Below are 14,673 nucleotides of genomic sequence, written 5' to 3' on the forward strand. Positions count from 1 at the left end.
CCCCTACCGACTTTGCGATGCCCGCCGTCCCGGCGCGGTGGTCGTCTGCGGCTGCGTGCGCCTGGAGCGCGGCGGCCGCCCGAGAACACTGCGAGGTGAGCGTGAGCGCATTACGCGCCGAGAACGTCTACAAGGTATTCGGCCGGCGGCCCGGCGAGGCCGCGCGCCGCCTGCAGCAGGGCGCGAGCCGGGAGGACGTCAAGCCGCTCGGCACCGCCGCCGTCATCGACGCCTCCTTCGAGGTGGCGAAGGGCGAGACGTTCGTCGTCATGGGTCTGTCCGGGTCGGGGAAGTCGACCCTCATCCGGATGCTCAACGGCCTGCTCACCCCGACCGCGGGGAACGTGCTCATCGGCGAGGAGTCGGTGTCCGACGTCGCCCCCGCCGAGCTGCGCGCCCTGCGGCGCAAGCGAGTCTCCATGGTCTTCCAGCACTTCGCGCTCCTCCCCCACCGCACCGTCCTCGACAACGCCGCCTACCCGCTCGAGATCCAGGGCGTGGGCAGGGTCGAGCGCCGCGAGCGCGCTGCGGAGTCCCTGCGCATGACGGGGCTGGGCGGGTGGGAGAACTCGCTGCCCTCGCAGCTCTCCGGCGGCATGCGCCAGCGCGTCGGCCTGGCCCGGGCGCTCGCCGCGGACACCGAGATCCTTCTCATGGACGAGGCGTTCTCCGCGCTCGACCCGCTCATCCGCCGCGAGATGCAGGAGCAGCTCGTCGAGCTCCAGGCCACCCTCGGCAAGACGATCGTGTTCATCACGCACGACCTCAACGAGGCGATGTTCCTCGGCGACCGGATCGCCGTCATGCGTGACGGCCGGATCGTCCAGGTCGGCACCGCCGAGAAGATCCTCTCCGAGCCCGCCGACGACTACGTCGCCCAGTTCGTCGCCGACGTCGACCGCTCCCGCGTCATCACCGCCGGGTCGCTCATGCGCCGCCCGGTCGCGGTCGTGCCGGTCACCGCCGGCCCCAACCGGGCGCTCCGCGAGATGCGGGAGGCGCAGACCTCAGCGGCCTACGTCGTCGACAAGACCCGTGTGCTGCGTGGCGTCGTCTACGACGCCGACGTCGTCGCCGCCCAGCGCGGCGGTGTCGAGGACCTCACCTCGATCGTCCGTCCGGACACGACGGCCGTGACGGAGGGCACCCCGCTGTCCGAGGTGTTCGCCCCCGCCGCCGAGTCCGTGCTGCCGCTCGCCGTCCTCGACGACGGCGGCCGGCTCGTCGGTGTCATCCCCCGCATCGACATCCTCCAGGCCATGGCCCCTAACGAGCCGAGCAACGGCACCGGCCAGGACACGCAGGGCGCGCTCGGCGCGGCCCCGACCGAGGCCTCCGTCGGCATGCGCGCCGCCGCCAGCACCAGCCCTGCTACGACGACGACGGCGGGCACGGCACTGCCGGCGAGCACGCCGCGGCTGCCCGGTGAGGACGTGGCCGGACCGGGCGCGCAGGCAACGACCGAAGGAGGCGTCCGATGAACGAGCAGCTCCGCATCCCGCTCGGTGAGTGGGTCGACGTCTTCGTCGACTGGCTGACCGCGACGCTCCGCCCGGTCTTCGACGTCATCGGCGACATCCTGCGCTGGATGTTCGACGTCATGGCCGTTGCCGCGGGTACTCCCCCGTTCTGGGTCGTCGCCCTCGTCCTCGCGGCGGTCGCCCTCCTCGTCAAGGGCTGGAAGCTCGCGGTCGGCAGCCTCGTCGGCTTCGCCGTCATCTACGGCGTCGACCAGTGGGACAACGCCATGGACACCCTCGCGCTCGTCCTCGTCGCGAGCCTCATCGCCCTGCTCATCGGCATCCCGACGGGCATCTGGGCGGCACGCGACGCGAGGGTCGCCGCCGCCGTGCGACCTGTCCTCGACTTCATGCAGACGATGCCCGCCTTCGTCTACCTCATCCCGGCGGTCGTCCTCTTCCGCGTCGGGGTCGTCCCGGGCATCGTCGCGACGATCATCTTCGCCGCCGCTCCCGGGGTCCGCTTCACCCAGCTCGGCATCCAGCAGGTCGACGCCGAGGTGGTCGAGGCCGGCCACGCCTTCGGCGCGACGCCCGGGCGCATCCTGCGCCAGATCCAGGTCCCGCTCGCCCTGCCGACCATCATGGCCGGGATCAACCAGGTCATCATGCTGTCGCTGTCCATGGTCGTCATCGCCGGCATGGTGGGCGCGCCGGGACTCGGCCAGGACGTCGTCGGCGCACTCCAGCGCGTCGACGTCGGGCTCGGCGTCGAGGCCGGCCTGGCCGTCGTCATCCTCGCGATGTTCCTCGACCGCGTGACCGCCGCCCTCGGCGACCGCTCGCCGGTCGCCCGCGCCGCGAAGGCCCGCACCGCCGGCGAGTAGCCGGCCCACACCGTCCACCTGACAGACCCCACGAGAGCGCCCGGCGCTCACGGAAGGAACACCACTATGCGCAACACCCGACGTCGCGGAGCAGTTCTCGCGACCACCACCGCCCTGGCCCTCACGCTGGCGGGCTGCGGCTCGTCCGACGAGCCCGCCGGCGACGCCGACGGCACGACCACCGCTGGCGGCGCCGCTGACGCCGAGCCCATCACGATCGGCATCCACTCCGGCTGGGAGGAGGGCATCGCCGTCTCCTACCTCTGGGCCCACATCCTCCAGGAGCAGGGCTACGAGGTGGAGCTCGAGACCGCCGACGCCGGCATCGTCTTCACCGGCCTCGCCGAGGGCGACTACGACGTCAACTTCGACACGTGGCTGCCCCTCACCCACGGCGACTACCTCGAGGAGTTCGGCGACCGGATCACCGAGCTCGGGATGTGGCTCGAGGAGGCCCCGCTGACCATCGCGGTCAACGAGGACGCCCCGATCGACTCCCTCGCGGAGCTCGCCGAGAACGCCGACCTCTTCGACAACCGCCTCATCGGTATCGAGTCCGGCGCCGGCCTCACCGGCGTGGTCCAGGACTCCGTCATCCCGGCCTACGGCCTCGAGGACATGGAGTTCCTCATCTCCTCCACCCCGGCGATGCTCGCCGAGCTCGAGGCGGCCACGGACGCCGGCGAGAACGTCGTCGTCACGCTGTGGGAGCCGCACTGGGCCTACGACGCGTACCCGATCAAGAACCTCGAGGACCCCGAGGGCGCGCTCGGCGAGGCTGACGACATCTACGCCTACGGCACCACCGGCTTCGCCGACGAGTACCCCGAGGTGGCCGGGTGGATCGCGGACTTCACGATGGACGCGGACCAGCTCCACGCGCTCGAGAACATCATGTTCAACGAGAACGAGGGCAACGACAACGAGGGCTCCATCGAGCAGTGGCTCGAGGACAACCCCGACTTCGTCCCCGGCATCGTCGGCTGACACCTGCGCTGAGGGGCTGAGCCCCGCAGCACGGACGACGGCGGCCCCGGCACCCTCCTCAGGGTGCCGGGGCCGCGGTCGTCCATGCGGTCAGGCCGTCCGGAGGAGCGCCTGGTTGCTCGTGTCCGCGAGCGAGTGCACCCCCTCGGCGAGCATCGAGCTCGAGCCGGTGAGGACGTACGCGACGAACTTCGTCACCGCGATCCCCAGGTTCGCGAACAGCGCGGTGATGACCGCCTTCGTTCCTCCGCCAGCCGCCATGTGGCCTGTCCCTCCGTCTGCGCCCGGACTGGTGCCGGGCACCCCGATGGCTAGCGCCGCGCGGGCAGCGTGCCGGTCGGGCGTCCTCAGCGGTCGGCGGCGCGCGCCTCGTCGGCGAGGAGCACCGGGACGCCGTCGCGCACGGGGTACGCGAGAGGGTTCGCGGGATCGGTCGAGACGAGCTCCGGCGTGCCGTCGGGGCCGACACCCTCGACGAGCGGGGCACCCGTCACGGGGCACCGGAGGATCTCGCGGACCCAGGGGTCGATGCGGCTTCCCGCTGCGGTGCTGCTCACCTCGTGCGCTCCGTCCTGCCGTCCGCGCCGCCGGTGCGGTGCGCCTGGCCACAGCGTAACGACTCGCGCGTCGGGTACGTCCCCCGTCACGGTGCGCCACCTCCAGGCCGGCCCCTGCGGGCAACGACGCTGCCGAAGCGGTGCGGCGCTACTCGCCCTCGCCGCGCAGGACGCGGAGGTGGCCCCGCCGGCCGATCTCGGGTGCCTGCTCGGGAAGCCGGTGCGTGACGGGCGCCGGGGCCGCAGAACCTGGCCGCGCCGCAGGGCGCGACTGCGACGGGCGGGCACGGGAGGCCTCGCGCACGGCGTCCGCGAGCGCCTCGAGGTCGTCCGAGCTGGGCGCTGCGGGGACGAACTCCGAGACGAGCCGCACGACGTCCCACCCGCGCGGCGCGGTGAGCCGCTCGGCGTGCGGGGCGCAGAGGTCGTAGGAGTGCGGCTCGGCGTGCGTGGCCAGGGGGCCGAGCACGGCGGTGGAGTCCGCGTAGACATAGGTGAGCGTCGCCACGGCGGGCTGGGCGCACGACGAGCGCGTGCAGTGGCGGGACGTCCTCACACCGTGACGGTACAACCCGCGCCGCGTTCCCCGGGACGTGGCGCGCCGGGGTACCCGGGGTGAGGCACGCCGGGGGCGGCCCCTGGCCTCGACCGGCTGGCGCCGCTGACCGCTCGCCGTGCCCACGGGCACGGGCACGGGCACGGCTACGGCTACGGCTACGGCTACGGCTACGGCTACGGCTACGGCTACGGCTACGGGCACGACCGCACGGCGCGGTCGGGCGTCGACTCGGGCACGACCGCACGGGCGGTGACCGGCGCGGTCCCGTACGGTGGCGTGGCCGAACGACGCGCTGGAGGTGGCATGCCCGGGTGGGTGGAGCACGCGATGTGGTGGCACGTCTACCCCCTGGGGTTCGTGGGCGCCGAGCAGGAGGCGCTGCCCGACGGCGCCGCGCCGGTCCACCGGCTCGCGCACCTCGAGCGGTGGCTCGACTACGTCGTCGACCTCGGCCTGTCGGGTATCGCGCTCGGGCCGGTGTTCGCGTCCGAGACCCACGGCTACGACACGGTCGACCATCTCGCCGTCGACCCGCGCCTCGGCGACGAGGCCGACCTGCGCTCGCTCGTCGACGCCTGCCACGCCCGCGGGCTGCGCGTCACCCTCGACGGCGTCTTCAACCACGTGGGCCGCGGCTTCGCGCCCTTCCAGGAGGTGCTCGAGCACGGGCCCGGTGCTCCCACGCAGGAGTGGTTCCGCCTCGCGTGGCCCGAGGGCGCGGGGCCCGGGAGCGAGCCGGACTACATCGACTTCGAGGGCCACCACGCGCTCGTCGCGCTCAACCACGACCACGCCGCCGTCGTCGACCACGTCGTCCGCGTCATGAACCACTGGCTCGACCTCGGCATCGACGGCTGGCGGCTCGACGCCGCCTACGCGGTGCCGCACGCCTTCTGGGCGGCCGTCCTGCCGCGGGTTCGAGCCGCCCACCCCGAGGCGTACGTCTTCGGGGAGGTGCTCCACGGTGACTACATCGCGGCGGTCACCGAGGCCGGCTTCGACGCCGTCACGCAGTACGAGCTGTGGAAGGCCATCTGGAGCTCGCTCAACGACGCGAACTTCCACGAGCTCGAGTGGACCCTCCAGCGGCACAACGCGTTCGTGGCGAGCTTTGCCCCCCTCACGTTCGTCGGCAACCACGACGTCACGCGCATCTCCAGCCGCCTCACCGACCGGCGACACGTCGCCCACGCACTCGTCGTCCTCCTCACGGTCGGCGGCAGCCCGACCGTCTACGCCGGTGACGAGCAGGGCATGGAGGGCGTCAAGGAGGACCGGGCCGGCGGGGACGACGCCGTCCGGCCCACCTTCCCGCCCGAGCCCACCGAGCTCGCGCCCGACGGCTGGGCGACCTACCGCCTCCACACCGAGCTCATCGGCCTGCGCCGGCGCCACCCCTGGCTGCACCGCGCCCGGACCGAGGCGCTCACGTGCACGAACACCGTGCTCGTCTACCGGGTGACGGACGGCGCCGAGTCCCTCGTCGTCGCGCTCAGCACCGCCGACGACGACGCCGATCTCGCCGTCCCCGGCGCTCGCACCGTGCTCGCGGGCCAGGGAGACCTGCGCGAGCCCGGCGAGGGTGCGCACGTCCGGCTCGGGCCGCACGGGTGGGCCGTGCTCGGTCGCTAGGGGCCACCGGTGGGCCTCGCGAGTCGATACGCTCACTGGCGTGCCCGACACCCAGCCGCTGCCCGCCATCCCCGACCGGCGGAGCGCGCGCCGCCGCGACCGGCGGGGCCGGGGCCCCCGGGGCCCGCTCATCCCCCCGACGCTGCCTGGCTGGCGGACGCGGGCCGAGACGTTCGACGACGTTGTCCTCGGCGTCGTCGACCGCCTCGAGCGCCGCTGGTCCGCCGCGCTCGACGCCGTCGAGTTCGCGGTCGAGGACGTCCCGCCGTCGGACCCGAGCCCGTGGGAGGACGACGCCGTCGCCCTCGGCCGCTACTTCCCCGCCGACAGCGCCGCCGGGCTGCGCCACCGCGTGGTCATCTACCGCCGCCCCGTCCAGTCGCGCTGCGAGGACCGGGCAGAGCTGCGGGCAATGGTGCGTGACGTCGTCGTCGAGCAGGTGGCGCAGGTGCTCGACCGCGAGCCCGACGAGGTCGATCCGGAGTACGGGCTCGAGCCGTAGCTGGTCCTCTCCCCGCGGCGTGGTGACGGTACGCCGCGCGTTCGTTCCTCGCGGGAGCCGGGGCGATCAGCCCACCGCCCCGGTGGCCGGGCCGACCTGCCCCTCGCCGAGGAGGGTGCCGTCCGCGGCGACCGCATGGACGCGCAGGTCGGCGGCGTCAGCCGTCCCGGGCAGCGGGACGGTCGTCTCGAAGCCCGTGCGGTCCGCGGCGGCGACCTCCGCGCCGGTGCCGTCGACGACGTGCCATGACGCGACCTCGGTCGCGCCGTTCCAGCTCACGTGGACCGCCGCGCCCTCCTCGCCGTCGACCACGACAGCACGAGGACCCGTCGTCGGCCGTCCTACCCACTCCACCCGCTGCGCGCGGTAGGACGTGACGGTGAGGTCCTCCGGGATCTCCCCGTCGAGGAGCACCTGCCCGCCGGCGTCCATGAGGCTGAAGCGCGGCACGCTCCCCCAGCCGAAGAACACGTGCCCGCCGGTCAGCTCGGTGTAGCTCGCCTGGCTCTCGGAGAAGATCTCGTCGGGATGGATGACCTCACGGGTGAGCTCCGCGGTCATCGCCGTCTCGTCCACGTCGAGCGCTATCCCCCGGGAGAGCTCCCGGGTGACGTCCCCGCACGTGCCGCCGTTGTCGAACAGGGTGATCATGCCGTCCTCCGCGCGCCGCGCGTCGTGCTGCTTGAGGAAGGTCGTGCCCTCGCCCATCGCGAAGTCGCTCTCCCGCCCACCGAGGCGCCACTCGACGGTCCCGGTCTGGCGGTCGAGGGAGTAGACGGCGCACGTGTGGCGGGCCGAGACGAGGAGGTCGCCGTCGTCGTCCACCTCGATGGAGTTCGCGTGGAAGTAGTCGTACCGGTCCCCCTCCTCCGGCGGCTCGAGGTACGTCTCGGCGATGCCGACCTGGCCGAGGCTGTGCCACTCGTACAGCAGCGCCCCGGTGGCGACGTCGATCTCCTGGACGACGTTGTCGATGACCTCGCCCTCGGCGTCGCCGCCGACGTCCCGCAGGTCCATCCGCACCGGCTCGTAGGCCATGAGCAGCGCCGTGCCGTCGTCGGTGAGCCGGAACTCGTGGGAGTCGGCGGCGTACCCGCCAACCATGGTGAGGCGGGCTACCTCCGCGTACGTGGTGTCCATGACGACGGCCTCGCCGTACCCGTACCCCGTGCCCATGAGTCCCTCCCACCACGTGAGGACGGGCTCCCCACGGAAGGTCTGCACCTGGACGTCGCGGGCATCGACCCCCGTCAGGGGCAGGAAGAACACCGGCTCCCCCGCGTCGTCGACGAGCAGCGGCCCCTTCTGCCCGAATCCGTTCTTCACCCCGACGGCCGTGACGCCGGGAGACCGCTCATCACCGACGGCGACCGTGCCCGCCTCCGGCCCGGTGACGTCCACCTGGGGCGGCTCGATCCCCGGCGCCGAGGCGTACTGCCTGACGTACCCCGCGGCAAGCTCACCATCCGGGTCCGGAGACGCTCCACGGAGCTCCTCGACGGGCGGCTCCTCGAGGTCCGGCCGCTCGCCCAGCTCGGCCACCGTGAGGACGTAGTCACCGGCGTCGGCCCCGCGGACGTCCAGCCCGGTGCTGACGGTGACCGTCTCGCCCTCGATGAAGGGCTCGTCGGGGACGAGGCTCGCACCCCCGCCGTCGGAGTGGGCCAGCACCGAGGCGGTGTGCTCGCCGGACTCCGAGCCGACGATCCGGATGCCGTCGAGGTCCGTCGCACCGCGGAAGCTCAGCTGTGCCTCGGGGCGGATGACGGCGGTGCCGGGGACCGGGAAGGCGGACACGCCGCCGGAGGCCGCGTCGACGGCCAGGACCGGCGGCTCGGCCGGTCCACCCCTGCTCAGCTCGACATAGCTGAGGGCACCGGCGACGAGCACGGCCACACCGCCGGCCATGACGAGCAGCCTCCGCGCACGACGCCGCCCGGGCCGGCTGCGCCCTTCGTCATCCGGGTCGAGCTGTCGGCCGGTGGCCGGGGACGCGGCATCGCTGCTCTCGGGGGACACGCCGCTACTGTGCTCGCCGTTGCCCCAGGTCGCGAGCGCTGGCCGGCGCGGGCGTCGTTCGGGCGGTGCCGTGGCTGTGCGGCGGGGTCAGCGCAGGGCGGGGGACCTCGCGCTCAGCGTGATGCTCTGCGCCGCGTCCGGGTCCTCCGTGAGGGGCACGACGGCGATGAGGGCGCCGTCGTCGGAGGCGGCGTCGAGGACCGCGGCGACGTGGAGGCCGTCGGCACCGTCGACGAGCACCTGGACGGCGAGGACGTCGACCTCCGCGAGCCCGGCGACGTCGACGTCGAGGCCCGAGCGGGCGGGAACGGTGAGGGCGACGTCGTCGGCCGCCTCGCCGTCGGCGGTCATGGGTCGCAGCACGACGTCACGGGCCTCGTCGGACGCGTTGCCGAGGGCGAGCGTCGCGGTGTCGACCGTGGCGCCCAGCCCGGGGACGACGACGACCCCGGTCTCGAGCGGCCCCACGGCCGGCGCCCACGCACGGTCGAGGGGAGCCTCGTCGTCGCCCTCTGCGGCCGTGCCGACGCGCGTGAGGAGCGCGCCGGCCGTGACGGGGCGGTCCGAGGTGAGCGCGACCGTCCACGTGCCGGCGGGGAGCCCGGCGAGGGACACCTCGGCGACACTGCCCGGGTCGACGACGAGGTCCTCGGCGCCCGGGACGGTCTCCTCGCCGTCCGGGCCGAGGAGCGAGACCGAGAGCGTCGCGTCCTCGTCGCCCGGGTTGAGGATGCGGACGACGGCGGGGTCGACGTCGGTGAGCGTGCTCTCGACGAGCTGGACGCCGGGGATGTGGACGTCGGTCGCAGGCTCGACCGTGGGGACGACGGCTGCGGCACCGGCGGGCACGAGGCCGCGCAGCTGCGCGTCCTGGACGTAGGCGCTCACCTCCCCACCGGTGGCCCGCACACGGACGGCGAGCCGGGGCTCGGCGGGTGCCTGCGCCTCGAGGAGCACGACCTCCTGGCCGTGCGGGGGGACGAGGACGTTGCCGGCGCCCGAGGTGTCGAGCACGCCGGTGCTGCCCCACGCGCTCACCTCGACCGTCGCGGGGGTGTCGCCGACGTTGACGAGGACGAGCTGGGCGCTGCTGCCCGGCTCCGTGCTCCCGCCCACGAGCCACGACGTCGTACCCGGGCTCAGGCACGGCCCGGCGAAGAGCCCGCGCAGGTCGCCCGTGTCGGTGCGCGAGACGCTCGCACCGGCGGCGAGGGCTGCCCGGTCGTCGGCCGGGTCCGCTGCGAGCACGCCGGGTCCCGTGACGTCGGTGGTGGTGAGGCGGTGGAGGTCGCCGACGCGCTCGAGCTCGACCGGCGCGTCGCCGTCCGGCGAGCTGAGCCAGCGCGCCTCGGCGGGGGCGCCGCCGTCGCGGCCGAGCGTGAGGACGTCCACCTGGGACGTCGTGCCTGCGCCGTCCGGGTCGAACTCGTCGTAGTCGAGGTCCTCCCCCGCCGCGGCGGTCGCGAGCACCGGAGGGCCGGGGCACACCTGGGCGACGGGGGCGGCGGGGACGTCGACGGTCCGGGCCGGGACGAGCTCCGCCTCCGCCGGGGGCCACTCCTCCCCCGCCACCGTGACGCCGGCCACGGCACCGAGCAGGACGAGGCCGCTCACGACCGTGGCGAGCCGGCGCGCGACGTGGGCACCGCGGCGGTGCCCGCGGGATGCGTCGGCGGTGCGTGGCGTGGCGGCGTCGGCCATCAGAACCCCTCTCGACGGCGCTGGACGGGCAGCGCGAGCAGGACGACGAGGCCGAGGACGACCACCTGGATGAGGAGCCACGGCATCCGCCAGGCGGGCTCGTAGCTGACACTCAGCTCGCCGGTGTGCGCGGGGAGCTCGAACGCCTGGCGCCACCCGTCCGTCGTCGCGCGCAGCGCCCGCCCGTTGTACGTCGCGTGCCACCCCTCGTCGGCCCGCTCGGCCAGGACGACGGTGCGCCCCTCCGGCCCCTGCGGGACGCGCGCCGTGACGTCGGACGCGCCCGCGGCCAACGGCTGGAGCACCGCACCGTCGGCGTCGACGACGCGGGCCCGCGAGACGGCGTCCGCCGCGCCGGGCTGGTCTGCCGAGCGGGAGACGCGCCAGATGACGCCCGAGTCGTTCTCGGTGACGCGCTCGAGGCCGGCGGTGGAGTCGAGCCGGGCGACGAGGTCGTCGCGCACGGACACCGGCGCCTCGCCGTCGGTCTCGTAGGCACTCACGGGCGGGACGAGGACGACGCCGATGCCGAGCTCGCCGAGGCGTCGGCCGGTGCCGGTGGCGGTGCCGCCGGCCAGCTCGGCCACGAGCTGGTCCACCTCGGTGGTCGCGGCGTCCGGCTGCACGAGCCGCGTGCGCCCCGGGACGCCGGTGAGGGCGCGCGCCGCGACGACCGTCGACGTGCCCGTCAGCTGCGGACCCGGCCCGCGCCAGATCTCGGCGGTGATCTGCTCGCCGTCGGTGCCCAGGGCGAGGACGCGGGAGCGCTCGGACCCGTTCTGCAGCTCCTCCGCTAGAGCGGGCACGGGCGGGTTCTCGCGGCCGTGGACGGCGAGGACCGCCGTCGGGCGCTCACGTTCCGCGGTGACGGACATGACCCAGCCCGCCGCCACGACGAGCGGCGCGAGGACCATGGCTACCGTGAGGATGCCGGCCGTGAGCTGGCGCCACCCGAAGGAGCGTGAGGAGAGCGACGCCCGCAGCCCGTCCCCGGCGGCGACGGTCGCCACGAGCAGCCCGAGCACGACGAGCGAGGTCCCACCACCGGCCCACCCGCGGACGAGCTGGGCGACGCCAGCGGAGTCCGCGCCGACCGCGACGTCGGTCCGCGCAGAGGCGAGCGCCGCCACGAGGCCGACGAGCACGACGACCCACCCAGCACGCACCGCGCGCGCCCGCCCCGTCCCGCGCAGCAGGGCGACGACGGCCAGGACCACGAGGACGGCGCCGCCCGCGAGCGGGAGCCAGGTCGACCACGGCTCGTCGAGGCCGGGGACGCCCGGCGTCGGCACCGGCCACCCGAGGAGCGGGAACCAGGCCGGCCCGGCCTCGCTGGCGTAGGGCGCACCCGGGTCCGCGAGCAGGATCCGCCAGGAACCGGCATCGACGTCGCTGAGCGCAGCCGTCAGCAGGGGGCCGAGGAGCACGAGCGGCGGCAGGGCGACGATGACGAGGAGGTGCCGACGGCGAGGGGCGACGACGGCGAGGAGCACGAGGACGACGAGCGAGGCCGGGAGGAGGACGGGCGCGCCGGCGGTCGCGACGGCGAGGGCGAGGCCCGCACCGGCCGCGGCCGCCAGGGACCCGGCGGCAGAGCGGTGGGCCCGCGGCGGCGCCACCTCGGCGGCGGCGGGGACGGAGGCAGGCCTTGTTCGGGGAGCGCTCGCAGCGGCACCCGCTGGCTTCACCGGCATCGTCTGGCCCTCGTGCGGGGCGTCGTGCTCGACAGCGACGGCCGGCTCTGGCGCCGCCCCGGACCCGGGCTCGGGCTCGGGCTCGGGCTCGGGCGCGGGCTCGAGCGCGGTCGCGGGCGTGGCGTCGACGGCAGCCGCTCGCTCCGACGTCGTCGGGACGGCCGGTGACGGCACGGCGAGAGCGGGGTCAGCTGTGGGCCCGGAGACGCGGACCGCCGCGTCCCCGGGCGCGTGGACCGCCGCAGCCTCGGGCGCGTGCATGGCCGCGTCCCCGGGCGCGTGCACCGCCGCAGCCTCGGGCGCGTGCACCGCCCCGACCCTGGGCGCGTGCACCGCCGCCCCGGCACCGCGCACCGCCGCAGCCTCGGGCGCATGCACGCGGGCGTGCTCGGACGGACGATCGTCGAGCTTCTCCGCCTCGGCGGCCTGCTCCGCCGTCGGGCGCTCGGGCGCGAGGTCGGCCGGGGCCACCCGCTGCGCGCCGACCATCCCCGAGAGGATCGTGTCGACGCGGTTGACGCCGACGGCGCGGGCGACGCCCAGCGCCACCCATGGCACCGCGAGGTGTGCGAGCACCGCTCCGAGGCGTCCCTGACCGACACCGAGGAGGAGCGCCGGGGCCAGGGCCCACACGACGGCGGCCCATGCCCGCAGCAGCACCGAGCGGGTGGCGGCGCCGGCCGCGAACCACGCGCCGATGCCGGCGAGCGGGACAGCGAGGACGACGAGGGCCGTGACGAGGACGTTGACGCTCCCGCCGAAGGGGGCGAGCACGAGCATGGGCACGGCGAGGACGAGCAGGAGGGGGTCGGCTGGGCCGGCGTGGCCGAGGCCGCTGGGGACCCACCCCGTGATCGCGGCGGACCACAGCCCGCGGAGCCCGGCATCCGACGGCACGAGCGCTCCGCCTGTCAGCGGGCCGGCCGTGAGGAGCGGGGCGAACGCGACGAGCGCGAGCACGAGGAGGCCGAGGGCGACGGCCCCGAGCGTGCCGCGCCGGCGCCGCCGCAGCTGGGCGCGCTCGTTGAGCTCGAGCTCGCTGGGAGCCTCCCGGGTGGTCCGCGCGGCGGCCCGCGCACGCCGGGCGTCCTTCTTGCCGCGGGCGACGTCGCGCCACGTCGACTGCAGCGGACGGAGATGACGGCGCGAGAGCGTGCGGGTGCTGCGTGCCCGACGACGGGCCGCGAGGATCGCCCCGGGCCGCGCGAGGACCTCAGCGGCGGCACGCATCTCCGCGCCGACGAGGCCGAGCTCCTTCGTCGCGACCCGCCAGAGGGCGCGCAACGGGGCCAGGACGAGGACGGCAAGGGCGATGAGCGGCAGGAGCGGCCCGGGGGCGGAGACCATCCAGTTGTGGAGCTGGGCGTGCCGGCGGGCGGCGAACGAGCGCCGCGGGTCCGGCCGCTCGGGCGCCTCGGCGCGCGGGGAGGAGTCCGCGCGCAGGCCGAGGTAGGAGGCGCGGGCGTGGTGGACGACGGCGCTGGGCACGACGACGACGCGGTGCCCAGCGAGGCGCGCGCGGCGGGAGAGGTCGAGCCCGTCCCCGAACGGCCCGAGCGCGGGGTCGGTCCCCTCGAGGTCGTCCCACACGGCGCGGCGGACGAGGGCGCCTGCAGTGCCGACGGCGAGGACGTCCTCCCGGCCGTCGTGCTGCCCCTGGTCGATCTCCCCGGCCTCGATGTCGAGCACGCGGCGCGCCGTCGACGTCGCGCTCAGTCCGACCTCGAGGAGGTGGTCCGGACGCGACCAGTCGCGCTGCTTGGCTCCGGCGATGGCGATGGACGGGCCGGACTCGGCCGCACGCACGAGCTCGGCGAGAGCATCGGGCGCCGGCTCGGAGTCGTCGTGGAGCAGCCACAGCCATGGTGGGGGCGGCGGGACGGTGGCTTCGCGATCCCTGCGGTGCAGGACCTTCGCGGTGTGCTCCGCGTGCTCGGTGAGCGCGCTGCGGACCGCCTCACCGAAGGTCCGCGCTCCCGGGGCGCGCACGATGCGAACAGTCGTGACGTCGTCGAGCCCAGCGTCGCTCACCGCATCAGCCACTGGCACGCCCGTCCCTACGGACCGTCCCGGCGCGCTCGTGTCGATGACGAGGACCGTGCCGGGCGCGAGGGTCTGGGCGGCGAGGCCGCGCAGGGTCCGGAACAGGTACGGCGAGACGCCTGCGCTCACCACGACGGCGAGCGTCGCGGCGGGAGGATGGGGCGTGCCGGCGTCCGCCATGAATCGGGTCGTACGTCTCCTGGTCAGACGGCGCGGCGCTTGAGCTTGCGCCGCTCACGCTCGGAAAGGCCGCCCCAGATGCCGAAGCGCTCGTCGTTGGCGAGGGCGTACTCGAGGCACTCGGCACGGACGTCGCACGAGGTGCACACGCGCTTGGCCTCGCGGGTAGAGCCGCCCTTCTCGGGGAAGAAAGCCTCAGGGTCCGTCTGGGCGCACAGCGCGCGGTCCTGCCACGAGAGCACACCTTCGTCGCTCACGTCGCTCAGGAGGTAGAGACCCTCCTGCCCCGATGCAACCCCAGTGGTGAGCGGACCATCACCCAGAATGTTCCACACAGCACTTCCCCCTCGTCGACAGCACGTCCTCGTAGTGAATTACACGCGTGTCATCCCCACACGTCAAGCCCTGAAGTGTTATTAGGGGCTGCGGCAGTGCGCCCCGCCACCGCCCGC

Annotated in this window: 11 protein-coding genes and 1 pseudogene; 5 read left to right on the forward strand and 7 right to left on the reverse strand. The window is 74.7% G+C overall.

The annotated features are described in order from the left end of the window. Positions 1–101 precede the first annotated feature (101 nt). The 3 genes from V2J63_RS12480 (at position 102) to V2J63_RS12490 (ending at position 3,334) form a co-directional block, all read left to right on the forward strand. Positions 102–1,481: a quaternary amine ABC transporter ATP-binding protein gene (locus tag V2J63_RS12480; RefSeq protein WP_491062239.1), complete on the forward strand. Its 1,380-nt coding sequence runs from the start codon at positions 102–104 to the stop codon at positions 1,479–1,481. Next, positions 1,478–2,347: an ABC transporter permease gene (locus tag V2J63_RS12485; RefSeq protein WP_331231371.1), complete on the forward strand. Its 870-nt coding sequence runs from the start codon at positions 1,478–1,480 to the stop codon at positions 2,345–2,347. The genes V2J63_RS12480 and V2J63_RS12485 overlap by 4 nt, the downstream gene beginning before the upstream one ends. A gap of 66 nt (positions 2,348–2,413) precedes the next feature. Next, on the forward strand, positions 2,414–3,334 hold the full coding sequence (locus tag V2J63_RS12490) for a glycine betaine ABC transporter substrate-binding protein (RefSeq protein WP_331231372.1): 921 nt from the start codon (positions 2,414–2,416) through the stop codon (positions 3,332–3,334). 102 nt (positions 3,335–3,436) lie between these two features. On the opposite strand, the pseudogene V2J63_RS12495 reads toward V2J63_RS12490, so the two are convergent. The 3 genes and pseudogenes from V2J63_RS12495 to V2J63_RS12505 form a co-directional block, all read right to left on the reverse strand. Further along, positions 3,437–3,595 (reverse strand): annotated as a pseudogene (locus tag V2J63_RS12495) (cation efflux transmembrane domain-containing protein); the annotation flags it as partial. Positions 3,596–3,681: 86 nt separating this feature from the next. Beyond that, positions 3,682–3,891 (reverse strand): Trm112 family protein, encoded by a 210-nt coding sequence (locus V2J63_RS12500; protein ID WP_331231373.1) that lies wholly within the window; start codon positions 3,889–3,891, stop codon positions 3,682–3,684. A 148-nt stretch (positions 3,892–4,039) separates the two neighbouring features. Next, entirely contained in the window at positions 4,040–4,447 is a 408-nt protein-coding gene (locus V2J63_RS12505) for a DUF3499 domain-containing protein (RefSeq protein WP_331231374.1), read from the reverse strand. Between the two features lie 306 nt (positions 4,448–4,753). Between V2J63_RS12505 and V2J63_RS12510 the strand changes: the two genes are divergently transcribed. Both V2J63_RS12510 and V2J63_RS12515 read left to right on the forward strand, forming a co-directional pair. Next, the gene (locus V2J63_RS12510; RefSeq protein WP_331231375.1) at positions 4,754–6,082 is read left to right on the forward strand and encodes an alpha-amylase family glycosyl hydrolase; all 1,329 of its coding nucleotides are present in this window, start codon (positions 4,754–4,756) and stop codon (positions 6,080–6,082) included. 40 nt (positions 6,083–6,122) lie between these two features. Further along, complete coding sequence (locus V2J63_RS12515; protein ID WP_331231376.1) at positions 6,123–6,584, forward strand: metallopeptidase family protein; 462 nt, start codon at positions 6,123–6,125, stop codon at positions 6,582–6,584. A gap of 66 nt (positions 6,585–6,650) precedes the next feature. Here V2J63_RS12515 and V2J63_RS12520 read toward each other — a convergent pair whose 3' ends face one another. From V2J63_RS12520 to V2J63_RS12535, 4 genes are all read right to left on the reverse strand, one after another. Continuing rightward, positions 6,651–8,603 carry an arylsulfotransferase family protein gene (locus V2J63_RS12520; protein WP_331231377.1) on the reverse strand — a complete coding sequence of 651 codons (1,953 nt, stop codon included), beginning with the start codon at positions 8,601–8,603 and terminating at the stop codon, positions 6,651–6,653. A gap of 87 nt (positions 8,604–8,690) precedes the next feature. Further along, on the reverse strand, positions 8,691–10,304 hold the full coding sequence (locus V2J63_RS12525) for a DUF5719 family protein (protein ID WP_331231378.1): 1,614 nt from the start codon (positions 10,302–10,304) through the stop codon (positions 8,691–8,693). Further along, complete coding sequence (locus V2J63_RS12530) at positions 10,304–14,221, reverse strand: glycosyltransferase (RefSeq protein WP_331231379.1); 3,918 nt, start codon at positions 14,219–14,221, stop codon at positions 10,304–10,306. The genes V2J63_RS12525 and V2J63_RS12530 overlap by 1 nt, the downstream gene beginning before the upstream one ends. A 23-nt stretch (positions 14,222–14,244) precedes the next feature. Beyond that, positions 14,245–14,556 (reverse strand): WhiB family transcriptional regulator, encoded by a 312-nt coding sequence (locus tag V2J63_RS12535; protein ID WP_491062240.1) that lies wholly within the window; start codon positions 14,554–14,556, stop codon positions 14,245–14,247. Positions 14,557–14,673 lie beyond the last annotated feature (117 nt).

Source organism: Georgenia wangjunii, assembly GCF_036421975.1.
GTDB classification, from domain to species: Bacteria; Actinomycetota; Actinomycetes; order Actinomycetales; family Actinomycetaceae; genus Georgenia_A; species Georgenia_A wangjunii.

Bases quoted from the DNA above. Each gene is read 5' to 3' on its own strand.
- V2J63_RS12485 (WP_331231371.1), top strand. From the start codon at position 1,478: ATGAACGAGCAGCTCCGCATCCCGCTCGGTGAGTGGGTCGACGTCTTC.
- V2J63_RS12490 (WP_331231372.1), top strand. From the start codon at position 2,414: ATGCGCAACACCCGACGTCGCGGAGCAGTTCTCGCGACCACCACCGCC.
- V2J63_RS12510 (WP_331231375.1), top strand. From the start codon at position 4,754: ATGCCCGGGTGGGTGGAGCACGCGATGTGGTGGCACGTCTACCCCCTG.
- V2J63_RS12525 (WP_331231378.1), bottom strand. From the start codon at position 10,304: ATGGCCGACGCCGCCACGCCACGCACCGCCGACGCATCCCGCGGGCAC.
- V2J63_RS12530 (WP_331231379.1), bottom strand. From the start codon at position 14,221: ATGGCGGACGCCGGCACGCCCCATCCTCCCGCCGCGACGCTCGCCGTC.